Origin of the sequence: Lactiplantibacillus sp. 30.2.29 (assembly GCF_018991255.1) — a bacterium.
Lineage (GTDB): Bacteria > Bacillota > Bacilli > Lactobacillales > Lactobacillaceae > Lactiplantibacillus > Lactiplantibacillus pentosus.
This window is the reverse complement of record NZ_JAGYGU010000004.1, coordinates 114,036-139,433: the sequence shown is the minus strand read 5'-3', so window position 1 is coordinate 139,433 and position 25,398 is coordinate 114,036. Positions and strand designations below refer to the sequence as shown.

Sequence of the window (25,398 nt, the reverse complement as noted above, 5' to 3'; positions counted from 1 at the left end):
CCTTGAAAAAAGGCATCAAAAATTTCTTTTAAAATCAATTCCTATCACTTATTTTAATCTCCTGAACGATCAATTACTTTCCATGCTTATCATATAACGCCGAACTGAATTGTTGCGCGATTTCCTTCAAACGTCACCTTTTTAGCGATTATCGTACAACCAGTCCCCCATGCAACGTTAACCCGCAATCACATTACAATCAGTCAGCAGCTAAGTTCACAACTGCACGCGTTCTGTTCAATCTCTCTCGTTCAAAAAACGCCGCAGCCCCACAGTTTGGTGAGGACCCCGAGCACCGTCATGACCACGATGAACGGGAGCGATTGCCACACACCCTTGAACGTCATATTCAAACCCACACTGACGAAAAATAATGGAATAAACGTCGTGTAGCCCACTGGTTCGATACTAACGTCCACCACGTGCTGGTAATCCGTTTGCGCAATCGCGACGCCGGCAAAGAACGCGCCAATCGCACCACTCAGTCCGACGAGTTCTGCTAACCAAGCTAGACCCAGGCAAATGATGATTGCCATGATCGTCGGGCTGGCCGCCATTAGTAAATGGTCGCTCAAGGCCATCAAGTATGGCGCCACCCATTTGATCACCAAGAACACACCGATGAAGAAGCCGACTTGTTCTACGAGGACGACGCCGAGATTGGTCTGCGCAACGTCGCCCTGGCCGCCCATCATCGCAATCATGATACTCAGCAGGATCACGCCGATAATGTCGTCAGCGACCGCCGCGCCTAGAATCGTCGCCCCCTCCTTCGTGTCAAGTACTTTGAACTCTTTCAAGACTTCCACGGAAATCGAGACCGAGGTAGCTGAGAAAATCACGCCAATAAATAACGATTCGAACCAACTGAATTGGAACAGGCGACTTGCCAAGCCCATGATGATGACCGGGAAGATGACCCCAATAATCGCCACAATGATTGCCGGTCGCAGGTATTTACGTAACAGCGCGAGGTTACTCTCTAGACCACCGATGAACATCAACACCACGACCCCAATATCCGAAAACGTCTGAACGAGCGTCGTCAGATGGACCCAATTCAGAACTGCGGGACCCACAATGACGCCCACTAGGATCTCACCAATCACGGCCGGAATTCCCGCGCGATGTGCAAAGTGTCCCGCTAAGGTCGTCGCCAAAATCAACAAACAAAGTATTCCTAAAAAATCCATGCACTCACCCATCCATCAAAAGTCTTAGTCTAATCATACACCTTAATCCTGACTAATTTTGTAGGCGTGAGCCGTCTGCATCCGCCGAACCACGTGCCAGCCCAGACCAATCAATAGGCCGAGTGCTGCCGGCAACGCCCAGTCAAAGCCCAACTTGGCCAACGGCAGGTACTGCTGGTCCCAGGCCAATAGCGTTTGGACCCACTGTATATTGGTAATAACGGTCGGTGCGGAGGCAATCCCATCCAGAATGGCTGGAATCAACGTCAGCGCCGTCGTCCACCGATAAACGATGGGATCATGCTGGAAGAGTGGTGACGCGATTGCCAGGATAATCAAGGTAATGGCTAATGGATAGAGAAACATCAGCATTGGCGTCGACCACGCAATGATTTGATCCAGACCAATGTTTGCAATGATGAATGAGGCGCCACACGCAAGCCGGTTGAAAGTTGCATAACTAATCTTGGGGAACTTGGCGTGTAAAGCTTCCGCAAAGGACGTCGCCAGCCCAACCGATGTCGTGAGGCAAGTTAAGGTCGCCATGATGGCGAGAATAATTTCACCCGGGACGCCCATAAAGGCATTCGCAATCTGGCCAAATGCAATCCCGCCATCCGCTGACAACTTGAACTGTGACAAGGAGGTCGCACCAATCCAGATCAACCCTAAGTAAATCACCGCTTCTAGGCTAATGCTCAGCAGGCTAGACTTGGCCGCAGTCTTCGCAATCGCCCCAGCATCACGTTGGCCGATGCCCCGAATCGCCGTAACGACTGCAATCCCGAATAACAGGGCCGCTAATGCATCCATCGTGTTGTAGCCTTGCAAGAACCCATTTAGAAAAGCCCCGTGTTGGTAGGCGGCAGTTGGCGTTGCATCTGCCCGCCCCAGTGGCCGACTGAACGCGATCCCAAAGATCAGCGCCAACAGAATCAGGAACGCTGGGTTCAATAGCTTGCCAATCGTATCAATGATACGCGTTGGTCGCCGCGCCGCCCAGTAGGTGATACTGAAGAAAATCAACGAGTAGGCGAACAGGAACCACGGCGCCTGACTGGTACTGACATGGCTCGCAATCCCGATTTGAAACGGGGTCGTCGCCGTTCGGGGTGTCGCAAAGAGCGGTCCCAGCGTCGCACAAGTTAACACCATAAAGATCGTCGCGTACCGTTTGCCAATTGGCCGGGCCAAGTCGTAGATCCCACTACTGCGCGTCACGCTAATGGCAATAATGCCCAGTAGTGGTAGCAGCGTCCCCGTTAACAGGAAGCCCCACCCAGCCGTTAGCCAGTGACTGCCCGCGAGTTGCCCTAAGTGAATCGGGAAGATCAAGTTACCGGCGCCAAAGAACATTCCAAAGAGCATGGAACCAATAATCAGATAATGTTTGAACGTTAATTTTTGTGTTTGCATCGCATTTCCTCCATTACAAGTGGTCACCAATCATCCGTTTGTGTCATTGTGACCATTAACACTCGATACAAACCACCATCACTACTCGTTACTAACATGTTCATCTTCCTCTCATGAGATTAAAAAAAGCGTCCTGACAAAATCATCATTTGATTTTGTCAGGACGCTTCCGCGTGGTACCACCTGTCTTCGTCACGAGTTCACACTCGTCACCTTCGCGTACGGTCAGTCGGGCATCAGCCTAGGACTCACGATACGTTGGCCCGTTAATGGGGGCACCCAGCTAACACTTCATCACGTCGCACTAGCAGTTCTCAGGTTACTTTCTAGTCAGTGTCATCACCGCTTCACACCATCCAGCGGCTCGCTTAAGATTAGGCTGACTATACTCTCCTGATCATCACGTTCAATCTCATTTATTTTTAATATTTGCAATCATAAGCTCATTGTGCGGACTTGTCAACACTTTTTTCGCAAATCACGTGCTTAATCGGTCAACGCCCATTTGCGGATGGCTTTCGCTACCCCGTCCGCATCGTTGGTCGCCGTCACCGCATCCGCGTGTTCCTTGGCAACCGCGCTCCCGTTACCCATCGCGACCGCGGTCCCGGCAAAGGCAAACATCGGCAAATCATTTCGTTCATCGCCCAGGGCCATCACTTCGTCCGCTTGAATCTGCAACTCAGCGGCTAAGTCCTGCACCGCCTGACCCTTATTGACACCAGTGTGCATCAATTCTAAGAAGTTCGTGGCAGCCCGAACGACGTACAGCTCATCACCAAAGGTCGTCTTCACTAGGTCTTCCACCGCATCCAGTTGGGGACCTTCCCCAACGAATAATCCCTTAGCAATCTGAAAATCAGCGGGCAAGTCGTCAGGGTCACGCACTAACAGGCCGGCCTTGTTCTCCCATGCCTGCACGACCGTGACCCAGTTGACGTCCCGGTCAGCGGTATAAATCGTACTATCGGCATCGAGGACGTTGAACGGCACGTGGTGTTGTTGTCCAAACGCCGTCATTTGTCGGTAATGGGCGTTGTCGATCAGGTGTTTGGCAACGATGCGCCCGTCAATACTCTCGATCACAGCGCCATTGTAGGTAATCACGTACTGGTCGTCGCCGGCTAGGCCCAGTGCATCCAGATATGGCTTGGCACCAGCTAACGGCCGCCCCGTGCAGAGGACGACTTTGATGCCGGCATCCCGAGCAGTTTTGACCGCAGTAATCGTACTCGGCAACAGTTCACCCTTGGAATTCAACAAGGTGTCATCAATATCAATTGCGATTAGTTTAATTGTCATTAATTATCGTTCCTTTCATCCGCGAATACGGTTACAATTAAGTTATGCCAACGCTTCCACGATGGGCTACTTCCAATATAGCATAGCCGAACGATCAACATGGTCGATTTTTAAAAGGAGGCGGGGCGATTTTACAAACTATTCAAACGAGGCCTAACAATGGAAATCTTACATGAGGCGGTCCAGACGATTCCCCGCCTCCCTTTTAAATATTATGAACACGACCCCTTGACCGACATTACGGTGGCACCCCACTGGCATCAAGGCATCGAGCTGAACTATCTGGTCAGCGGGACGGTGCTCAAGTTCGTCACTGATGGACAAACCGCCGAGTATCGACCGGGCGACCTCTGGACCACTAATCGGCGCGTCGTACACAGTGCCAGCGGTCCTGCCGAGGTGGACTGGGTCGAATTTGGTTTGATTATTGACGATGATTTTCTCCAGCATCAGGTCCCTGCCAGTGCGAATTGGCAGCTGACCTTACACGGCGCGTCCTCGGCGAGCGAACACCCGCAGGCTTACGCCCAGGTACGTCAACACCTAGTCGCCATTCACGACCTACTCGCAACGCCCACGACTGACTTGGTCCGGCTGAAAGTGCTCAGTCACTTTTATCAGCTCGTCGCTACGCTGGGGGAAACGTTCACGGCCCCAATCAGTGCTCCGGCGGTCAACCCGAACCAGACGCTGACCGATACCGTGATGTCGGCCATCAATCAACACTATGCTGACCCGATCGACGGCAATACTTTAGCTGACCAATTTCACGTCTCATTGACGACATTGAATCAGCAGTTCAACGCCAACGTCCAGATGTCCGTCAACCGCTACCTGCGTTTGATTCGATTGATGAACGCGCGGCGCTTGCTGTTAGAGACGGACCACAAAGTCGCCTACATCGCGATGGCGTGCGGCTTTCCCAATAGCAAGACCTTCAATCGTAATTTTAAATCCTGGAAGGGCGTGACACCGACCGATTACCGCCAAGCCTACGCACGCTATCACCGAATTGATACTAGTTGCCTCTAAAAATGTCCCTTCATTGTGCCGATTCCGTGGTAAGCTACGGCTATCAAATAAATGACGGGAGTTTTGACAATGATTAAATTAATGGCAACTGATATGGATGGGACTTTTCTTCGCGATGACATGACCTACGATGAGGCGCGCTTTGCGTTACTTTATCAACAACTACAGCTGCGGGGCGTCCGCTTCGTCGTCGCTAGTGGTAATCAATACTTTCAATTGAAGTCCTTCTTCAAGAACTATCCGGAAATGATCTACGTTGCGGAAAACGGCGCTTATATTCGTGACGCCGAGCGCGTTTACGCCCAACACGCCTTTCAACCCGCGGCAGTGCAAACGATTCTAGATAAGATTCAAGCAATTCCAGATTTAAAAATACTCGTCTGTGGTGCCAAGAGTGCCTACACACTCAGTACGACTGACCCTGACCACGTCGCTAACATGCGGCACTATTATCACCACTTAGCCGTCGTCGATGATTACGCCCAGATCGATGATGATATCTTGAAATTCGCCATCTCATGCCCGCCTGAACGCACAATGGCCATCGTTGCGACATTACGCGACCAATTAGTGGGCCTCGGCGAACCAACTAGTAGTGGTCACGGCGATATCGACATTATCCAGCCGGGGATGAATAAAGCTGCCGGATTAGCTGAATTGGGCCAAGTCTTAGGCATCGATCTTGCCGAGATGGCCGCATTTGGTGACGGTGGTAATGACCTAGAAATGCTACGGGAAGTCGGCTGCGGGGTCGCGATGGCTAACGCCCAACCCGACGTGACGGCGGTCGCCAACGCCACGACAGGGTCAAACCAAGAACAAGGCGTCTTACAATGGATCAATCATTGGCTGGAGGCGTAAGTCATGCAACCACGGTTAACCACGACGGTCAGCATTCTCAGCCTCTCCACCGTGACTGGGATCACGACCGCCATTACGGGCATCATTCCCCAGCTCAAACGGGCTTTTCCACGAGTCCCGACGACGCTGATTGAATGGGTCGTCACGATTGCGAATTGCAGTGCGCTGATTACCCTGCTACTCAATCCCCGCTTGACGAATCGCTGGGGGTTGCGGCCGGTTGTCATTAGTGGCCTCTTACTCAGTGCGGTGATGGGTTTGATTCCAGCATTCACCGCCAACTTTACAATCATCATGCTGAGTCGTTTAGGTCTCGGGTTAGGCGTGGGCCTCTTCTCACCGCACGCCATCAGCCTGTTAACACACAGTTTTACGGGTGAGTTGCGGGCACGACTATTGGGGTATCAGACCGGACTGTCGGCACTGGGTAACGCGGTATTGCTCGGTCTGGCCGGCCTGTTGATTGGAATTAGCTGGCACGCGGTCTTCTGGTTATACGGTGGGCTCGTCATCATTGCGGGATTAGTGGCCCGTTTTGTCCCGGAACCGACCAGTGCGGCCCCCGTGACCACCACGGAACAGGCCAGTCTGCCACGTCATCAATGGCTTTTATTAGGACTGACCTTTATCACTTACCTGCTCATTTGGGGCGTCCAACTCAAACTACACAGCTTCTTTGCCGCCCGCCATTTTGGCAACGCTGCCACGATCAATCTGACGCTGGCCGCCATGAACATTGGTGGTTTGCTGGCCGGGCTGACCTTTGGCTATCTACACCGAATCTTGCATCGCTACACCTTGACATTGGGCTATGCGGGGGCGGCTGGCTCAGTCCTAATCCTATGGTTGGCGCCTAACGCGACGACTGCGATTGGCGCGGCCGTGTTCTTTAACTTTATTTACTCTTACACCGGACCGTACCTAGTCTTTACCAGCAATACCGGCTTAGACGCCTCACAAGTCAACGTTTTGAGCAGTTACTTGACGATTGCGACGATCATCAGTGCGTTCTTCGCGCCACTCGTTTGGAACGGTCTTGGCCAGTTGGGGCCTCAGTCCCTCACAGCCAATGTTTTAATTTGGATCATGCTGATTTTAGGTGGCCTAGCCGTCCTCACCGCGACCCACCATTCTCGAAAGGAAGTTTAAACCATGACATCTAATAATGATCGCCTACATACGGGCGAACTCTATCTACCCAACGACCCAGAACTTGAAAAACGCCAATTCGGCTACCTGGATCAACTGTATGACTTTAACCAGACCCGTCCAAGTGAATTGACCAAGCGGCAAATCCTGCTCAGCAAGATGTTCGCCGAAATCGGTCCTAACTGCTACATCGAGCCGCCACTGCGCAGTAACTTTGGCGGTCACCACGTCCACTTCGGCAAGGGTGTGTACGCGAACTTCAACCTGACACTGGTTGACGATACTCACATTTACGTTGGCGACTACACCATGTTTGGGCCAAACGTCACCATTGCGACCGCGGGCCATCCGATTCTGCCGAGCCTCCGTGAACAAGCTTACCAATACAACATGCCCGTCCACATTGGCCGTAATTGTTGGTTAGGTGCCGGCGTCATCGTGCTCCCTGGAATCACGATCGGCGATAATGTCGTCGTGGGAGCCGGCAGCATCGTCACCAAAGACTTGCCTGATAACGTCGTCGCTGTCGGCAATCCGGCTCATATCTTACGCCAGGTCAGTGATCATGACCGTGAATACTATTTTAAGGACCGTAAGATTGATCCGAGTTTGTTGGATTAATGTCAAATCAAATAAACACGTCGTACGTAATCACGATAATCGTGGTCAATACGACGTGTTTATTTAATATCTATCTAGTTGACGTTTGAGCGCCAAGTGCTCCACCTAGCTGACTCTCAAATCAGTCCTAAAATTATGGCAATACATTAAACAACAGTGCACCTAACGCACCACCAACCAGTGGTCCAGCAATTGGCACCCAGCTGTAGGCCCAATCAGAAGTGCCTTTATTCGCGATTGGTAAGACGGCATGCGCAATCCGTGGTCCCAAGTCCCGCGCTGGATTGATGGCGTACCCGGTCGTTCCACCGAGTGACAACCCAATCGCAATGATCAGAATTCCGACGACGATTGGATTCAAACCCGCGGTGAACTGGCCTTTCGTGAAGGCTAACAAGCCGAAAACTAGGACAAAGGTTCCAATCACTTCACTGATGAAGTTCCAGAAATATTGCCGAATACCAGGGCCAGTCGAGAAGATTCCGAGAATGGCGCCGGCGTCCTTCGTAGCTTGCCAATGTGGGTAGTAGTGTAGCCAGACTGCCAGGCCACCAACGATCCCACCGGCAATTTGAGCGGCACTATAGGGCAAGACGTATGCCCATGGAAACTTGCCCGCAACCGCCATACCTAACGAAACGGCGGGATTCAAGTGTGCCGGGCTCATGAAGCTGGACGCATAGACGCCCATCGTGACGGCAAAACCCCAGCCTAAGGTAATCGCGACCCAGCCCGCATTTTGCGCTTTGGATTTGTTGAGGGTTACCCCAGCAACGACCCCATCACCTAATAGAATCAAGATAAAGGTCCCGAGAAATTCCCCCAATAATTGTAATGCTAATGGATCTTTCATCATGACCACCCCATTCTTTAGCCCTGCTTGAGTGCCGTTAAGTCCGATTCAGCAATCGTTTGGTTCAAACGATCCGTTTGTTCCTTCGTCGTTGCGGCATCCCAGCCGAGATAGTCAGCCATCGTCGCAATGACACCGTCTTTCAGGTCATCCAGCGTGTCACGCATGAAGAGTAAGTGGTTCGTACGCCGAAGTAGATAATCAACCGGTGTCAACGTCATTTCTTCATCCAAAGCGTAGCGCAGGCTAATCGTTTCGGCTAAGCTCAACCCGTGTGTCGGTTCGACTTTACCAATCAGACTGAAGACCCGAGCCGCATTGGAGCCATACATATTCGCAATCCGTAGCGCTTCATCATTGGTCAATCCGTTATCCGTCCCCTGTTTTGCGTAAAAGGCAATCGTCGCATCAACGTTGTGCGGATCAATATCGCCACCAGAGACCGGGAGATTCTTAGAATTGATTTCGTTAAAGTGGGCATCAAACTTGTCCGCCAGAATTTTGGCGACCAACGCCATGGCACCCGCGGCCATTTTACGGTAATCGGTAATCTTACCACCGGCCAACGTTAACAGGCCATCCGGACTACTGGTTAATGAACTACCCCGTGATACCGCCGATGGACTTAACTTGTCTTCAGCCAGCGAACTTTCGAGGTCATTCAGCACGCTCTCAACATCTTCACGGCTCGCTTCTTGATTTTCAAATTGGTCGACTACTTTGATGACTTCTTTGAAACTCTTGTCGCTGATTTTGCCAGAATTACCACCGTTGTAGTCTGAACTCCCGTTAGCGGCAATCAATGGCCGTAACCCAGCCCAGCTTGCTTCAATATCATCTAAGGTAATCTTCGCCGTTGGGTAGCGCCGGTTCACGATTTCAAGCAGGTAATCAACATCTTCTTGGGTTACCGTTGGATGTTCCAAGTCACCGTGATAATCAGTATCGGTCGTCCCGAAGTAGGTCTTGTTCTCACGTGGTACCACGAAAATCATCCGGCCATCTTGGTCGCCTGAATCAAAGTAGGTTGGTTGTGGCACCGGCAGTTTTTCAGCATCGACTACCAAGTGAACCCCTTTGGTTGGGCGCATCTGTGATTGATAAGTTTCGCCATGGTCCATCTTCCGAATCGTGTCGGACCAAGGACCAGTCGTATTGATGACGACCCGGGCATGAATTTCAAAGGTTTCGCCGGTGAACAAGTCTTCAGCGGTAATCCCGTTGATATGGCCGTCATCGTCATGCAATAACCCAGTGGCCTTGACATGACTGGCCATGATACCGCCATTTTCATGAGCCTTCTTGATGTTTTCAATCACCAAACGGGCATCGTTGTTTCGGAAGTCAAGGTAGACCCCACCACCGACTAAGTTTTTCGGACTCAGTTGGGGCTCGCGTTGTAAGACTTCTTCCTTAGAAAGCGTGTAGTTGGTGAATTTTGGATCCTTAACTTCCGCTAACTTGTCATAGAGATCCATCGCCACTTTGACTGAAAAGAGGTCAAAAGTCGCACCCGTCTCATTATAGATGGGGAGTAACATTGGGTCTGGCTTAGGAATGTGGGGCGCGATACCTTGAACGACTGCCCGTTCCTTAACTGTATCGGCGACAACCCCCACATCAAAAGTCTTCAGATAACGAATCCCACCATGGACGAGCTTGGTCGACCGTGACGACGTTCCTTCAGCGAAGTCCTGCATGTCGATCAGACCGGTCTTCATGTTCATGGCCGTTGCTTGAATAGCGACTCCGGCACCGGTGATACCACCACCGATTACTAATAGATCTAACGTTTCATTTTGTAAGCGTTCAATATTTTGTTGACGCGTCGTTGCTGAAAATGCCATGTTGTTGTCCTCCTCTATTTCGCTGCGTGATAAGGGATGTGCTTGAAGACTTGGGTCGCTTTGACCGCTGCCTGCCATCCGTCGTATAAGTTCGTTCGTTCTGCTGCACCCATTTCCGGTTTAAAACTTGTCCCCGGCTTGTAGGATGCTTTCAACTCGTCCAAATCTTTCCAGTAGCCAACGCTTAAACCAGCTAAGAATGCTGCCCCGAGCGCGGTCGTTTCCAGGTTAGCGGCACGCATGATTTGCGTATCTAAGATATCTGCTTGGAATTGCATCAGCCAATCATTACGAGCAGCGCCACCATCGACTTTTAGCACTGGAATTTCGATACCTGAGTCCTTCTTCATCGTTTCGATCACGTCACGCGTCTGGTAGGCCAAGGCTTGTAAGGTCGCCTTGATAAAGTCTTCACGCGTCGTCCCCCGCGTCAGTCCAAACACCGACCCGCGGGCTTCCGAATCCCAGTATGGTGCGCCGAGCCCGGTAAAGGCCGGCACGACGTACACTTCATTTTCGTTATGTGATTCACGCGCGGCCCGTTCTGAATCCGGAGCGCTCTCGACTAATCGAATGCCATCGCGTAACCACTGAATAGCTGAACCAGCAACGAAAATCGACCCTTCTAACGCGTAGTAAACCTTGCCATTGATCCCGTAGCCAATCGTCGTTAACAAGTTATTATCTGACAATTGTGGCTGTTCCCCGGTGTTCATCACGATAAACGCCCCGGTACCATACGTATTCTTGACGGTCCCTGGTTCGAATGCCAGTTGTCCGAACAGTGCAGCTTGCTGATCACCTGCCATACCGCTGATTGGAACTTCCGAGCCGAAGAAATGGTAATCCTTAGTCTTGCCGTAAATTTCTGAATTCGTCCGGACCTCCGGCAGCATTGCGGCTGGAATATTTAATAATTGCAAAATCTCCGAATCCCACTCTAATTTGTGGATATTATAAAGCATCGTCCGACTGGCATTGGAGTAATCCGTAACGTGCGTCGCGCCACCCGTCAGCTTCCACACCAACCAAGTATCGATCGTGCCAAAGAGCAGTTCACCCTTTTCAGCCCGTTCCTGCGCGCCCTTGACGTGGTCCAAAATCCAACGAATCTTCGTAGCTGAGAAATAGGCATCGGTCACTAAGCCCGTATGCTTGTGAATCAGGTCGCCATGACCGTCCTTCACGAGTTGTTCAGCAATTGGCGCCGTTTGCCGTGATTGCCAAACGATGGCGTTGTGAATAGGCAAGCCCGTCTTTTTGTCCCAGACGATCGTCGTTTCACGCTGATTCGTAATTCCGATACCGCTGATCTGAGCCGGCTTGATTCCAGATTCAATAAAGGCATTCGCAATGGTAGACAGAACTGCATTCCAAATTTCATTCGCATTATGTTCGACCCAACCCGGTTGTGGGAAATACTGTGGAAACTCCCGTTGCGAGTCAGCCACTTTATGGCCTGTGTGGTCGAAGATAATGGCGCGGGTACTCGTCGTCCCTTCGTCAATCGCCATAATGTACTTGTCGGTCATTGTGTGTCACTCCTTAGTAATAACGGCTAAATGTAAACGCTGTCATAATTGATGATTGAATCATAACATGTCGTGGACGATTTGTGAATAGATTTGCATAAATTAAATTTTGCACAATTGAATTCACTTTAAAACTATTTCTTACTATGACACATCTCAATCCCGACACACCAGGCCTCAACGCGATTAAGCTGCGGCTTTTGGTTTTATAAAATAATTAATTTACTAACGTTTAGCCTCGTCGCCAAGCGGTTCTGCATGAAAAATAACGGTTAGGCTTACAATCACAAGCGGCGGATAAAATGAAAATCGGCGGTCGTTTACGAGCAACCAGATTCCAATGATTCTGCGGCGCACCGCTCATTCTGAGGATGATTTCACATACTGATTTTGAAAATAGTGCAAAAAAACGTTGTGACAGGAAGAATTAGTTCTTGTCACAACGTTTTGAATGTTCAATAGACGTCATTTAGCATTAAATATAATTGAAACGGGCCAGTTAGTGGATTCCTGTTCGTTTGCCGGTGCGCGCCTTAGTCCGACTTCCGGGGGCCGGCTGACAACGCTGGAACAGGGCGGACATCGCTTTGAACTCACGCAGAAACCCACTGCGCAATTTCAAATACGAGTCTTCTTCTAGCCCGGGAAGACCACCCGGACAAGAAGAATTTCGCCCTTGAGCATTGTCCGCCAGCCCGGCCAGTCGGGAAGCCGCTCGAATGGCGGATGAACGACCACCTATCTGGGTACAATTGGCCACTGAATATTTGGTGACAGATTCTTCAGGCTCAGACTTAATCGGAATTGATGATACTTTTGGTGTTCGAGTACTGAGAAGATTATCTGAATATTATCATCTCAATGCTACTAATTTCAACGGACACTGATCTTGAAATTAATTGATAATACGGTCTTCGTTTAAAACTCAAAATTTTGTTATCTGAGTCAACTGGAGAAAATTATGACAAGCAAGTTTAGTGTAGTCGTTTGTCAGATGTCTTAAGGGTAAAAAAATTGAGTTATTGTTAAAAACAGTCTCACAGTTTAATTTCAAAATGACTGTGTACCAAAGAACCAACGACTAATCCAACAAAAAGTTGGGTCCGCATATGTCCGCCTTTCGAATACCATCCTCGGCTGGAAGGCGTTTCTGACAATGCTCAGCGATGAAATTCCACTTAGCAAGCGTTCTTTGCTTGGTTAGTGGAAGACCAGTATTTAAGACGTGGTCTGTCGGCTTAAATCTGTGTCCATCGCGCTCCAGCGTTGTCAGAAATGCCTGGAAGCCGGCGTAGGACGCGTCTATCACTGCAGGTTTACACGAACACGCACTTTTTCCAGCGGTTTTCAGCTGGCCGCTTTTGAACTTAAGAACTATCCCATTTCAATCACGATTCATGACCGTGTTTCAACCAGTTGCCAGTTCTCGCTAGCTAGTACAGATACTGCAGGTCACTGGCTGGTGTTGGGTAGGCTAATACGAGTTGCTGTAATTGGGCTAACGTGACGTGTTTTTCAATCAGTAACGTCAGGTAATTGATCATTTCATCCGCGACATCACTCAACAGTGTCGCACCGACGACTTGCCCGCTAGTCTGATCAATAATGACCTTGGCCTGTGCTTGTTGTGCGCCAAAACGGTAATAAGAGAACCATTTGGTCATATCCAGCGTATTCACGCGATATTTATCCGGCTGGTCAGCCGCATCCGTCGCACTAAGGCCCACTTGCGCCAGCTTAGGTGCCGCAAAGACTTGGGTCGGGATGACGGGATACGTGATTGCCGCTTCCGGATGGGTCAGTTGCTGGACCAAGTAGCGCGCTTCGTAACCCGCTACTGGCGTTAACTTAGGCACGGGCGTATCGCTCACATCACCAATCGCGTAAATATGCGGATTAGCCGTCTGCAGTCGATCGTTCACTTGAATCCCGTGACGGTTAAACGTGACACCGACGTTTTCAAGTCCTAACTGGTCCGCATTCGGAATCCGGCCCGCCGAACTAATCACGAGGTCCGTCGTCAGCTCAAAGTCAGGTGCCGTCAATCGTAGGCCGGCGTCGGTCTGTTCGATGGCTTGGAGGTCCGTGTTCAAGTCAAAAGTAACACCGTCCGCAGTCATGGCCGCCATCAAATCTTGGACGAGGTCCGCATCGAAGGCTTTGAGTGGCCGGTCATTATGATGAATCACATGGACATCGGCGCCGGCAGCATTCGCAATTGCTGCCAGTTCGAAGCCAACATAGCCCCCACCCACGAAAGTCACGCGCTTAGGCATCTCATCTAAGTCTAAAAAGTCCGTACTAGTCTTGAAATATTCCTGCCCGGTAATCGGCAAAATCGCTGGGCGCTGTCCGGTCGCAATCACGTAATCCGTCGCACTTACGACTTGGTCACCGACTGCTAACTGGCCATCATTTTGAAAATGGGCCTGGCCATGTAAAGTCGCGATGCCTTGGTGCTGCAGCCCCTTGAGCGTGCCATCATTAATGCCATCGGTATAGCCTCGTTTATGCGCCATCAGGGCCGGCCAATCAATCGTCGGTGTTCCCGTTAAGCCTTGATGCTGGAGATGTTGGGCTGCCTGTTGGGCTTCAACGGCGCTCAACAAGATCTTTTTCGGGTCACACCCGCGGTTCGGACAAGTGCCACCCCATAAATCAGCTTCAACGATCAGCACCGACTTACCTTGCGCCTGTAAGCCGCTTGCCATCGCGTTACCAGCCGGGCCACCACCAATTACAACGACATCATACTGTTCTGTCATTACTGAGACCTCCTCAATTGACTCTTAAATTCTCATGATCAAATTATTGTTCACTAAGCTAGCCCCTAGTCTAAAGCAATCCGGGCTAGTTGACGACTAAGACACTTCTTCATGCTGACTCAGATAAGCGACGACTCGTTGTCGGTCCAGGTAACCCACCACGTGATCATCTTCCGTGACCGCCAAGTAATCATGGTCGGTAAAGGCGGTAAAGGCCGTCCGCAGCGTCGCCTGAATATCTAGTGACTGAATACGGCCATCCGCCACGTCCGGCGCAGTTTTGAGATAGCCTTGGACGAGCCCGACGCGGCCCACGTAAACGTCATACACGTTTTTCGCACGACTCGCACCGAAGAAGTCCCGCACGAAGTCATTGACCGGATGTTGGGCCAGTGCCGTTGGTGTGTCGACTTGGACGAGCTGTCCATGTTGCATGACCCCAATGCGGTCGCCTAATTTGAGCGCCTCGTTCATATCATGGGTCACAAAGACGATCGTATTATGATAGCGCGCATGTAGTCCCAGGACTAGATCTTGTAATTGTTGCCGCGAAATTGGGTCCAGCGCACTGAACGGTTCATCCATCAACACAATATCGGGTTGCGCTGCGATTGCCCGCAAAATACCGATTCGCTGTTGTTCACCACCGGATAATTCTGATGGCATCCGGTCGCGGTATTCTTGGGGGTCCAGGCCGACTTCCGTCAATAACTCGTCAATCGTTTGATTGATGGTCTTCTTCGCCGTCCCCTTCATTTCGGGAATCACTGCGATGTTTTGTGCCACCGTCATGGTTGGAAAGAGGGCGATTTGTTGCAAGACGTACCCCATCTGCCACCGTAAATCGCGTACCGGTACCGTGGTGGTGTCGGCCCCGTTGACCAGTATTTTTCCGGCCGTTAAGGGTTCCAAACGATTGATCATTTTAAGCGACGTCGTCTTGCCACTGCCAGAGGTGCCTACTAGGACGAACAGTTCACCCTGATCGACCGTTAGATTCAAATCGGGAATCACGGTTTGCCCATTAAAGTCTTTTTGGACGTGCTGAAATTCAATTGCCGTTGTCATTAGCGTCCCTCCTTTAACAAGCCGTGTTTGACGAGATAGTTATGTGCGACTGTGGAAGCCGATTTCTTTTTGACGTTGACTTCATAGTTCATCTCTTGCATATCGGTTTCAGAAATCTTACCAGCTAACTTATTCAATGCTTGGACGACTTTCGGGTGCTTGTTAGCAAAGCTGGTCTTCATGAGTGGCGCCCCTTGATACGTCGGGAAGAAGTGCTTATCATCCTTCAGCAGCGCCAAGTTGTATTGTCGCAATTCACTATCCGTTGCGTAGGCGTCCACCAGATTGATCTTCCCCTTGCTAATCGCTTCATAGCGCAACGCCGGTTCCATCGATTTGGCCGTGACGTCCAAGCCATACGTCTTCTTGATTCCCTTCAAGCCATCATCGCGGTCAATGAATTCAAGTGTCATCCCTGGTTTGAGGATTGATTCGACTTGTGTTAAATCGCTGATGGTCTTCAAATGGTGTTCTTGTTGGAACTTCTTAGTGACGGCCAGGGCGTACGTATTGTTGTACTGCATCGGCTTCAAGTAAGTCATCTGTTCCTGCTTAGCTAGCCGCTTTTTGGCTAACTGATAAGTCTGATTAGCCGTTTGACTGGCCGGATTATTGCCCTTCACCAAAGTTTCCAAGACGGAACCAGTGAATTCTGGGTAAATGTCGATCTGATTATTCTTCAGAGCGCTGAATAAGAAGGTCGTCTTACCAAAGTTCGGTTTCAAGGTCACGTGGATGTGGTCGTCTTCAGCCTCAATCAACTGTTTGTACATATTGATCAAGATGTCAGGCTCCGAACCGAGTTTACCTGCAATTGTAATTGTTTCAACTCGATTGGCGTAAACGCTGTACGCGCCACCACCACCGAGTAACGCCAAAATACCCACGAACACAATCAGCGCATGGCGGGGCTTGGCCGTCTGGAACCAGCGCACGAGTGCACTCAACAGAATCGCCAATAGCGCTGACGAAATGGCCCCAATCAACAGCAACGACGTATCATTACGGTCAATCCCAAGCATGATAAACGTCCCTAGACCCCCAGCGCCAATCAAAGCCGCTAACGTCGCCGTCCCGATAATGAGCACTAAGGCGGTCCGAATCCCGGCAATGATTTGTGGCAAGGCAATCGGCAGTTCAACTTTGAACAACTTGCGCATCCGAGACATCCCAAATGCATCGGCCGCCTCTTCAATTGACGCGTCGATCTCTGAGATCCCTAAGTAAGTATTTTGAAAAATTGGTAACAACGCGTAAATCACTAGCGCAATCACCGCGGGCACCGTGCCAATACCGACTAGCGGAATCAGCAATCCCAATAGTGCCAGCGACGGAATGGTCTGCAAAACACTGGTCAGTTGCAACAACCCCTCGGCCCACCGTGGTCGGCGAACGACCCAAATGGCCAACGGAATCGCAATCACCATTGCAATGACTAGCGCGGCCAAAGAAATCCCCAAGTGTTGCCACAACGCAGTGAGTAAATCACTCCGCCGATCCATAAATGTCTGTATTAATGTCTGCATAAGTACCTCCCAGTGCCCAGCTTTAATCATGATAACTTCCTGATTATCTATGTATTTAATCGTAGCATACTCCGTCCAAAATCATAGTAATACGCACCCAAAATCGCAACTGATTGTAACTTTTGTGGTTTCATATGGAGTTGAAACATGTCGTTGGATGATTCCTGTTCGTCAGCCGATGCGCGCCCTAGTCCGACTTCCGGGGCCGGCTGACAACGCTGGAACAGGGCGGACATCGATTTGAACTCACGCAGAAACCCACTGCGCAATTTCAAATACGAGTCTTCTTCTAGCCCGGGAAGACCACCCGGACAAGAAGAACTTCGCCCTTGAGCATTGTCCGCCAGCCCCTCCAGTCGGGAACCCGCTCGAATGGCGGATGAACGACCACCTATCTTGGTGCAATTGACCATTGAATTTTGTGAGACTGGTCCTTCATGCAAACTTCGAATCAACAACAGTGATGATTTATAGGATTCCTGTACCGGTAGTATTACCTGAAGAGCATTTTCTAATAGTAATTACACTTGAGATTAGGCTATAGTATTGATTTTCGTTTAGGCTTCAAGACTTTACCTTATTGGACGACTAAAGAAAATCCATGCTCCTTTCAGTAATATTGAGTCTTCGCCAATACGAGTATGTCGGAATTATGCTTATTGACGGCCAGTTTTACATCTAAGTGTCAAAATGACTGTTTACTAAACGTCAACGACCAACTCTTTAAAGTTGGGTCCGCATATGTCTGCCTTTCGAATACCATCCAGGCTGTAAAGCATTCTGGGCAAGGCCCAGTGACTTTCAGAATGTCAGGTTTAGACGGGTTGGGACTGAGGATTGGCCTAGCCGGAGCGTTAAGCGGTGAACTTCCACTGGGCGTTCTGGCGTAGGACGTCTCCACAATCGCAATTTTACGCTGACTCGCACTGTTTCTAGCAGGCCTCAGCTGGCAGCACTTTAATTTAGAATCTGGCACGTTTTAATCATGACTCATGACAGACTAACTAACACAATGCATTAATTTGGACTTTTTTAACGGAAATCCAGCGAGTTGCCGTATTTATTAAATGAACCATGTTTCTAACATCCCATTACGATTACGAGGAGGACCTCCATGACAACGATTCATCTCTATTTGGCCAGTACGATGCATCAAGCAACCCCCATCACCGCGACAACTCCCGCGGCTTGGGTCGTCATCTTGCGCTATGCAGATCACCAAAAAGCACTGAACGACGCTGGTTACGGCCATACCGAAACCCAGTTGACGTTAAGTGCACTCATTGAAGCCCTGACGACACTCAAACGTCATGACTTACCCGTCCACGTGCATACGACTACTGAAATCGTGGCGACCATCATCAGCGAGCAGCGTTACTTGACCTGGCGTCAAAATGATTGGCAGCTACCGGACGATGAGCAAGACAATCTCACACAATGGCAACAGCTGGTGCCACTAATTGAGGCTTACCCGGACTTGCAGGTCACGTACCATCCAGTCGACGACCCGACCATGACGACGGCTACGACGACACTAACGGCGGTGATGACCAAACTGTAGCGGAGAACGAAAAAAGCCCCGTCTCACCGTTCTTGGTGAAACGAGGCCCCAAACGTCTTAATTGGTTTCGTTCGTTGAATTGCCATGTTGATAATGACGGCTACCTGCGCGCCGGTCTTTGCGGCGTGTCACTTTGGATAACTTGGCCGCACCGTTGACGGCCGAAGTCATCATGCGATCAAACTGGCGATCACTCAACCAGCGGCGGCCGGTTAATGACAAACTAGCACCCATTCCAGCGTGATACCGCGTCTTAGGTTTGACATCATTGACCGCACGCACCATCAGTTTCGCAATCACTCCTGGATTAGAGGCGAACTGGTCGAACAACGAGAGCATCGCACCGACCTTGATGGCCTGGTCACGATAAGCCGTCTCACCAGATACCGCCAACAGTTTCTTTTCGGCGATGCCAGCTCACTCAGTCTTAATGCCACCCGGTTCAATGATGACCACGTCAATCCCGAATGGTGCGACTTCCATCCGCAATGAGTCACTCATCCCTTCAATGGCATGCTTAGTTCCCATGTACCATGCACTCAGCGGCTGGTAGATCTTACCGCCAATCGAAGAGACGTTGATGATGCGGCCACAGTGTTGCGCACGCATTAATGGCAAGACGAGTTGGGTCAAGCGCATCACACCAAAGACGTTCACCTTGAACTGGTACTCACCTTCTGTGACCGGCACGTCTTCCAACGCGCCGTATGACCCATAACCGGCATTATTGATCAGCACATCAATGCGGCCCTGTTCGACTTGAATCGTTTTGACAGCCGCAATCAACGTGGCTTCATCCGTCACATCGACTTTTAAAACGTGCACGCCGGCAGCGGCTAAATCCGTCATTTTCTCGATTCGTCGGGCCGCACCGTACACAATGTTGCCCTGTGCTTGTAACTTTAATGCGGTGGCCTTACCGATCCCTGAAGACGCCCCTGTAATTAAGATAACTCGTGGTTGACTCATAATCCGTTCCTCCATCGTTAACTGTATTTACTGTCATGCTACGTCAAACCCCATGTAATTGCAATCGAATTCATTGGCCGTAGTATGCTAAAATAGAACTAATTTCAAGCACGTCTATTTAATTGGAGGAATGAACATGTCAACAAAGATTATCATGGACACTGATCCTGGTATTGATGATGCCGCTGCGATCACGATTGCATTAAATCATCCTGACTTGGACTTACAATTAATTACAACGGTCGCTGGTAACGTGACCGTCGATAAAACGACGCTCAATGCGCTGAAACTCACGCGCTTCTTCAATAGTGACGTTCCCGTCGCGGGTGGCGCACCTCAGCCGCTCATCAAACCATTTGAAGACGCCGTCCGTATTCACGGTGTTTCCGGCATGCCGGGCTATGACTTTCCAACTGACTTAGCCGACCCATTACCTGAAACGGCTGTTGAAGCTTTACGTGATTACATCATGGCCGCCGAGCAACCCATTACGTTGGTGCCAACTGGTGCGTATACCAATATCGCACTACTCTTCAAGACCTACCCTGAAGTGTTACCTCACATCAAGGAAATCGTCGCAATGGGTGGCGCACTCGGAAAGGGCAATATGACCAGTGCCGCTGAATTCAATGTTTTCACCGACCCCCATGCCGCTGAAATCATGTATCAATCCGGCGTTCCCATCACGATGGTTGGTTTGGACGTCACGATGAAAGCACTCTTGACTCGCGAATCCATCGAACAACTGCCAGCATTCGGCAAGACCGGCGAGATGTTACACGCCCTCTTCGGCCACTATAACGACCGCAACCAGACCGGCGTGGCCATGCATGACGTTAACACGCTCTTCTACCTACTCCATCCAGAAGCCTTTACGACCGAAGCCATGTGGATCGACGTTCAGACGGATGGTCCGGCCAATGGTGAGACCGTCGGCGATATTCGCGGGGCTTACCACGATGGCAAGACCAACGCCAACGTCTGTGTTGATATCGACGCAGCAGCGTTCAACAAGTGGTTCTTGGCAACCGTCAAAGCAATCGACGAACAACTTTAATCAAAATAAATAATAGCGGACCTGCCAAACACCATTATTCAGTGTTTGGCAGGTCCGCTTTTTTGATTGTCGTGAATTTTCGTTGCTTATCCGGCAGTCTCGCTAAAGCTTGATACGCTCTTATCATCTGATTGTATTAGCTTCACTGGCTACCCACTAAAGCTTGATACGCTCTTGTCATTCGATTGTATTAGCTTCACCGACTGCCCACCGAAGCTTGATACGCATCGTTATCCGCGCGATTTAACGGCTAGCGCCGGGTCTAAATATCATCCGGTGTATCTGGAATCAATTGAATCAACGGTTGACCGAAATTGACTTCTTCGCCATTTTTAACGAGGAATGCCTTGACCGTCCCAGCTTGCTTAGCAACGACGGGCCGCATCATCTGCATGGCCTGAATCAAGCCGACTTGTTGGCCGACGCTAACGTGGTCACCCAACTTGACGTACGGGGCTTCTTCCGAAGAATGCGCTGGATAGTAGATCCCGACAACTGGTGCTGTGACGCACTCTTTGGGATCGACTTGGACCGGTGCTGGTTCTGGTGTCGGCGCTGGTTCCGGTTCCGGTGTTGATTCCGGTGCGATACTGGTTGGCGTCGCAGCGGCCGTACTCGTTACCGTAGCCGTTGGCGTTGGTTCCACAACTGAAGCCGCGCTCGCATTTGCGATCGGCGTTGGCGTGACCGGTGTTGGATCAATGACCGGCTGATTAGGCAATGGCGCTGGCTCAGAAGACGCTGTCGTCGCCTTATTGTTATGACCTTTCTTACCCATTTGGATTTCAAAATCCTGGTCACGATATTCAAAACTCGTGAGACTACTTTGTTCAAACTTGTCCATTAACTGATAGATTTTATCTAATTCCATACAATACCCTCCAGTAAACGTCGGTCGGCAAATATCAGGCGCGACCTGAACTAACGCTTTGATTATACCGCATAGTTTAGCGCAGGAGTGTGGTGGAAGTATGAACGCTTCTTTAAGAATTCGTCAATATTTGCTAAGCGGAGGCTAATTGTTGATGCGCGGGAACCACTTTAAAATGAAACAACGGCGCTGGCGATTGACCAGCCTGAGCATATGCCAATACGGCATCCACGTGGTCTAACTGCAATAGTCGGTCATCTAATTGCCATAAGCCCCGTTGGTAGTAGTCACGGCAATACTGTACCAAGTTTGTCAAAAAATTCCCGACTGCTTCATTGACCGTCTCGCCGCGCCCGTCAACACCCCAAAAATCAGCTGATTCCAACCAATAGCGGGGTTCCGATAATTCTTGATACCGTCCAACTTCATGAATCAATACTAACCGTGCTGCCATTGTCCTGGCCCCTTTCTATCACCATGCCACTTACATCATGGCATTCACGATAGCACCGGGACGTCCCGCTGACAATCCCTAACGGCCAACCCGTTTCAAATTAAGGTTCTTAATCACAGAAGCCTTATTTTCCAATCAAGTACGCATTTTTACTTAAGATTCTGAATCGTGTTCGCGTTTCAAAAATAGCCCATGTTGCTTCAAATCTTGTTGCAGATCAGCCATGGTGAATTGATGATAATAGGCTCGGTATTGTCGATCCGCGACCGTGAACAAGTCCGTCAACGTTTCACTAATATTCGCAGCAATTGGTGATTGGGATGCCTGTTCATCCGTCTTGGACGGTCCCGTGATGAAGCGGGCGTAACTGATGGTTGGTGGAATCGTCAAATCATAGAGATCCCCCAAGTTCATTTCAACTAGCGGCAAATCTAGCTGATAACCCCCATTTTTGCCCACTGTTCCGGTTAAATAACCGTGTTTATGTAGGACTGACAAGATATTACGAATCATCACCGGATTCAGGTGCAATGATTGGGCCAGTTCGCGACTAGCAACTTTGCTATCACGGTGGGCATCCAGGTACAAAATGCTATGCACGGCAACCGAAAAATCAAGCTTCATATTTACTTTCCTCCACTATTTGTCGTACCTCCATTTTACCACCAACTGTAATGAGACTCATTTCAATTCACACGATAATCCAGGTATAATAAGGGCCGGGAGTGAATTATATGTCATCTACAATTAGTGCCGCGACATTCAAGCTGAACGAACAAGCTGCGTTATCGCCGGCACAACAATCTTTGGAGCAACAACTGCTCACCTTCATTCGGTCGCATCGCCATCAGGACCAATCCAGTCTCTTCGTGATTCATGGTGATGCGGGGACCGGTAAAAGTGCCGTCCTTGCTGCGGCGTTCGGCCGACTTCAAGCCCTTAGCCGAAGTACGACTGCTAACGACCTCCAAGCCACGCAGAATTATTTGGTCGTCAATCATAACGAAATGCTCAAAATTTACAAACGCTTGGCAGGCGACGATCCCGACCTGCGCAAAAAGGACTTTCAAAAACCAATGCCACTCATTAATCGACTCACCAAGACGCACCAGCGCGCGGATGTCATTTTTATCGATGAAGCGCACCTGTTGTTGACGCAACCAGACCGCTACAACCGCTTCGACGGGCATAATCAACTCACAGAACTGATTAAGCATGCGCACGTGGTCATGCTCGTCTTCGATACCCGCCAAGTCTTGAAGCTCAAGAGTTATTGGCATACGAACGACCTGGAGCCATTTTTGGCCCATTATCCACATGCGAGTTATAACCTCGACGAGCAATTTCGTGTCACCGGTGGCCCAGCAGTCGTCAACTGGATCGATCACTTTACTCATGGCCAATTGCTTGAAAAGCCGGCCACACCTGATTTTGACCTGCGCTTCTTCGATGACGGCCAACCGATGTACGACCTCATCCGTCAACAGGACCACCGCTTCGGGCTGGCACGGATGGTCGCCACCGCTGATTTTCCATACGTCGTCAATCACGGCACCTGGTACGTCACGGCTGGTCAGCTCAAACTCCCCTGGGATAAAGTCAACTTGACCGACGACCCGTGGGCTTTACGGCCAGAAACGCTGAATGAGGTGGGGTCAATTTACACTATCCAAGGCTTTGACTTGAACTACGCTGGTGTGATTCTCGGGCCATCGGTTGGCTACGACGCCGTCCACGACCGAATCATCGTCCGTCCCGAACGCTATGAAGACCAGGAAGCCTTCAAGCAACGCGCCGACTTGGGTGACCTCGAGCCACTCAAGCAACAAATCATCTTCAACTCGATCAACGTTTTGATGAAACGCGGGCGCTACGGGCTTTACATTTATGCGGTGGACCCTGCGTTACGGGAGCGACTATTAGCGTTATAATTGAGCTAACAACACGAGGAGGAATCTGCCATGCAACTATCAATTCCGACCACTGACGGTGCTTTAGCTGCGACCTATTCAAAGCAAGCGGCACCCGCGCAAATTTATAAGGGCCACCCCATCATCTCATTTCCGGTCGATATCAGTGACGTGCCTGCTGGGACGCACTCACTAGCCTTCACCTTTGTCGACCACGATGCGATTCCCGTGGGTGGTTTCACGTGGATTCACTGGATTGCGGCCAACCTACCCGCAACGACGACCCATATTCCGGAAAACGCCAGCCAAACTGGTGCGATTCCAATGGTCCAGGGTAATAACTCAACTGCCGGTGGCTATGTTCACGAAACTGACCCGAAAGTCAGCCAGCACTATGTCGGCCCTTACCCGCCAGACAAGGATCATCGCTATTCATTCAAGCTATTTGCACTGGATACTGAATTAGATTTACAACCCGGTTACTGGCTGAACGAATTCCATGACGCCATCGCCGGTCACGTGCTCGCAACTGCGAAGACTACTGTGATTGGTCGGGTTTAATACACCGTGCCCAATAAGGACATCCAAAAAAGTCGTTTCAAGCAACTTTTGCATGCTTGAAACGACTTTTTTTGCACTCGCATTTTGCACTCGCATTTTGCACTCGCCAAAGTGTCACGAATCGCGCCGTCACACTAATCCACTCTAGTCTGGGGCCTAATTATCAGGCCATCGCGACTCACAATGATTAAGGTGACTGACACGCCTCCATCTCACTTAAGCAAAGTACATTAAGATAAAGGCGATCAGTGCTGGTAATCCTTGGATAACGACGATGGCCCGGCTGACCGTGATACTGCCGTAAACCGCTGCCACCATCACGCAGGCTAGGAAGAACAACGTCGCTCCCGCACTCGCTACTGCCGGAATGACGAATAAGCTGTACAGAATTCCGACGGCCAAAAAGCCATTATAGAGCCCCTGATTTTTGAATAATAATTGCACGGCTGGTGATTGTAGCGTTTGTCGTGGAATGCCGAATGACTTCGACGCCAGTTCGCTATCCGCATTGAACATTTCCAGCCACAGAATGAAGAGATGCTCAACGGCGACGACTAGCGCCATGATTGTTGCTGCAATATGCATGTTTGACGCCCCCTTTTTTAACATTAATTAACACAACCCATTAGGTCACGGATCACCGGCCAGCTGGTTGTCGCCGAATTCGCAACGCAACGGACCGATATGGTTATTTTCATCATACCATACGGACTTTCAAGCTGAAAACAGACACGCCCAGGGATTTGTGGGACGCGCCTCTAACTGAAATGCGAGGCGCTTTGGTTGACGCCATTCCAAACGTAGGCAACGCATTTGGCCACCAAAAAACCGGTCGCCAATGTTTCGCAAC

At 50.2% G+C, this 25,398-nt stretch carries 21 protein-coding genes, 2 pseudogenes and 1 other annotated feature; of the genes and pseudogenes, 9 read left to right on the top strand and 14 right to left on the bottom strand.

Translation table 11 applies throughout. The features are described 5' to 3' along the window. Positions 1–257: 257 nt before the first annotated feature. The 3 genes and pseudogenes from KGF65_RS03875 to KGF65_RS03865 all read right to left on the bottom strand — a co-directional run. Positions 258–1,193 (bottom strand): annotated as a pseudogene (locus KGF65_RS03875) (cation:proton antiporter); the annotation flags it as partial. A 42-nt stretch (positions 1,194–1,235) separates the two neighbouring features. Further along, positions 1,236–2,609 (bottom strand): branched-chain amino acid transport system II carrier protein, encoded by a 1,374-nt coding sequence (brnQ, locus tag KGF65_RS03870; protein ID WP_056952534.1) that lies wholly within the window; start codon positions 2,607–2,609, stop codon positions 1,236–1,238. A gap of 156 nt (positions 2,610–2,765) precedes the next feature. Continuing rightward, positions 2,766–3,019 (bottom strand) — a binding site (T-box leader). A 76-nt stretch (positions 3,020–3,095) separates the two neighbouring features. Next, positions 3,096–3,911 carry a Cof-type HAD-IIB family hydrolase gene (locus KGF65_RS03865; RefSeq protein WP_101872755.1) on the bottom strand — a complete coding sequence of 272 codons (816 nt, stop codon included), beginning with the start codon at positions 3,909–3,911 and terminating at the stop codon, positions 3,096–3,098. A gap of 159 nt (positions 3,912–4,070) precedes the next feature. Here KGF65_RS03865 and KGF65_RS03860 point away from each other — a divergent pair, with 159 nt between their 5' ends. From KGF65_RS03860 to KGF65_RS03845, 4 genes are all read left to right on the top strand, one after another. Then, positions 4,071–4,943 carry an AraC family transcriptional regulator gene (locus tag KGF65_RS03860; protein ID WP_101872754.1) on the top strand — a complete coding sequence of 291 codons (873 nt, stop codon included), beginning with the start codon at positions 4,071–4,073 and terminating at the stop codon, positions 4,941–4,943. 69 nt (positions 4,944–5,012) lie between these two features. Beyond that, complete coding sequence (locus tag KGF65_RS03855) at positions 5,013–5,804, top strand: Cof-type HAD-IIB family hydrolase (protein WP_050337783.1); 792 nt, start codon at positions 5,013–5,015, stop codon at positions 5,802–5,804. A 3-nt stretch (positions 5,805–5,807) separates the two neighbouring features. Next, positions 5,808–6,953 (top strand): MFS transporter, encoded by a 1,146-nt coding sequence (locus KGF65_RS03850; RefSeq protein WP_216788187.1) that lies wholly within the window; start codon positions 5,808–5,810, stop codon positions 6,951–6,953. 3 nt (positions 6,954–6,956) lie between these two features. Continuing rightward, complete coding sequence (locus tag KGF65_RS03845) at positions 6,957–7,574, top strand: sugar O-acetyltransferase (protein WP_003637596.1); 618 nt, start codon at positions 6,957–6,959, stop codon at positions 7,572–7,574. A gap of 133 nt (positions 7,575–7,707) precedes the next feature. Here KGF65_RS03845 and KGF65_RS03840 read toward each other — a convergent pair whose 3' ends face one another. Genes KGF65_RS03840 through glpK form a run of 3 tightly spaced genes read right to left on the bottom strand, consistent with a single transcriptional unit; the run spans position 7,708 to position 11,806 of the window. Next, a complete protein-coding gene (locus KGF65_RS03840; RefSeq protein ID WP_081484832.1) occupies positions 7,708–8,430 on the bottom strand; it encodes an MIP/aquaporin family protein in 723 nt (240 codons plus the stop codon). 14 nt (positions 8,431–8,444) lie between these two features. After that, positions 8,445–10,274, bottom strand: coding sequence for a type 1 glycerol-3-phosphate oxidase (gene glpO / locus KGF65_RS03835; RefSeq protein ID WP_050337788.1), 1,830 nt, complete (start codon positions 10,272–10,274; stop codon positions 8,445–8,447). Between the two features lie 14 nt (positions 10,275–10,288). Continuing rightward, the gene (glpK, locus tag KGF65_RS03830; protein WP_216748101.1) at positions 10,289–11,806 is read right to left on the bottom strand and encodes a glycerol kinase GlpK; all 1,518 of its coding nucleotides are present in this window, start codon (positions 11,804–11,806) and stop codon (positions 10,289–10,291) included. 719 nt (positions 11,807–12,525) lie between these two features. Between glpK and KGF65_RS03825 the strand changes: the two genes are divergently transcribed. Next, a complete protein-coding gene (locus KGF65_RS03825; protein ID WP_158296953.1) occupies positions 12,526–12,693 on the top strand; it encodes a hypothetical protein in 168 nt (55 codons plus the stop codon). Between the two features lie 546 nt (positions 12,694–13,239). Here KGF65_RS03825 and KGF65_RS03820 read toward each other — a convergent pair. The 3 genes from KGF65_RS03820 to KGF65_RS03810 all read right to left on the bottom strand — a co-directional run bounded on the left by KGF65_RS03820 (position 13,240) and on the right by KGF65_RS03810 (position 17,165). After that, a complete protein-coding gene (locus KGF65_RS03820; RefSeq protein ID WP_050337791.1) occupies positions 13,240–14,571 on the bottom strand; it encodes an NAD(P)/FAD-dependent oxidoreductase in 1,332 nt (443 codons plus the stop codon). Positions 14,572–14,667: 96 nt separating this feature from the next. Further along, the gene (locus KGF65_RS03815; protein WP_050337792.1) at positions 14,668–15,639 is read right to left on the bottom strand and encodes an ABC transporter ATP-binding protein; all 972 of its coding nucleotides are present in this window, start codon (positions 15,637–15,639) and stop codon (positions 14,668–14,670) included. Then, positions 15,639–17,165: an ABC transporter permease/substrate-binding protein gene (locus KGF65_RS03810; RefSeq protein ID WP_065674456.1), complete on the bottom strand. Its 1,527-nt coding sequence runs from the start codon at positions 17,163–17,165 to the stop codon at positions 15,639–15,641. The genes KGF65_RS03815 and KGF65_RS03810 overlap by 1 nt, the downstream gene beginning before the upstream one ends. A gap of 1,114 nt (positions 17,166–18,279) precedes the next feature. Here KGF65_RS03810 and KGF65_RS03805 point away from each other — a divergent pair. Continuing rightward, positions 18,280–18,726 (top strand): ribonuclease H, encoded by a 447-nt coding sequence (locus KGF65_RS03805; protein WP_050337794.1) that lies wholly within the window; start codon positions 18,280–18,282, stop codon positions 18,724–18,726. Between the two features lie 57 nt (positions 18,727–18,783). On the opposite strand, the pseudogene KGF65_RS03800 reads toward KGF65_RS03805, so the two are convergent. Continuing rightward, positions 18,784–19,695 (bottom strand): annotated as a pseudogene (locus tag KGF65_RS03800) (oxidoreductase). A 136-nt stretch (positions 19,696–19,831) separates the two neighbouring features. On the opposite strand from KGF65_RS03800, the gene rihC reads away from it, so the two are divergent. Continuing rightward, the gene (rihC, locus tag KGF65_RS03795; RefSeq protein ID WP_021338160.1) at positions 19,832–20,752 is read left to right on the top strand and encodes a ribonucleoside hydrolase RihC; all 921 of its coding nucleotides are present in this window, start codon (positions 19,832–19,834) and stop codon (positions 20,750–20,752) included. Between the two features lie 262 nt (positions 20,753–21,014). On the opposite strand, the gene KGF65_RS03790 is transcribed toward rihC, so the two are convergent. The 3 genes from KGF65_RS03790 to KGF65_RS03780 all read right to left on the bottom strand — a co-directional run bounded on the left by KGF65_RS03790 (position 21,015) and on the right by KGF65_RS03780 (position 22,701). Further along, positions 21,015–21,623: a biotin/lipoyl-containing protein gene (locus KGF65_RS03790; protein WP_101872750.1), complete on the bottom strand. Its 609-nt coding sequence runs from the start codon at positions 21,621–21,623 to the stop codon at positions 21,015–21,017. A 133-nt stretch (positions 21,624–21,756) separates the two neighbouring features. Beyond that, entirely contained in the window at positions 21,757–22,077 is a 321-nt protein-coding gene (locus KGF65_RS03785) for a hypothetical protein (protein WP_225083111.1), read from the bottom strand. A 153-nt stretch (positions 22,078–22,230) separates the two neighbouring features. Beyond that, positions 22,231–22,701 carry an Rrf2 family transcriptional regulator gene (locus KGF65_RS03780; protein WP_088770144.1) on the bottom strand — a complete coding sequence of 157 codons (471 nt, stop codon included), beginning with the start codon at positions 22,699–22,701 and terminating at the stop codon, positions 22,231–22,233. 110 nt (positions 22,702–22,811) lie between these two features. Here KGF65_RS03780 and KGF65_RS03775 point away from each other — a divergent pair, with 110 nt between their 5' ends. Further along, entirely contained in the window at positions 22,812–24,008 is a 1,197-nt protein-coding gene (locus KGF65_RS03775; RefSeq protein WP_216748102.1) for a DUF2075 domain-containing protein, read from the top strand. A gap of 30 nt (positions 24,009–24,038) precedes the next feature. Further along, positions 24,039–24,548, top strand: coding sequence for a YbhB/YbcL family Raf kinase inhibitor-like protein (locus tag KGF65_RS03770; protein WP_003637580.1), 510 nt, complete (start codon positions 24,039–24,041; stop codon positions 24,546–24,548). Positions 24,549–24,764: 216 nt separating this feature from the next. On the opposite strand, the gene KGF65_RS03765 is transcribed toward KGF65_RS03770, so the two are convergent. Beyond that, complete coding sequence (locus KGF65_RS03765; protein ID WP_050337799.1) at positions 24,765–25,133, bottom strand: DUF1304 domain-containing protein; 369 nt, start codon at positions 25,131–25,133, stop codon at positions 24,765–24,767. Positions 25,134–25,398 lie beyond the last annotated feature (265 nt).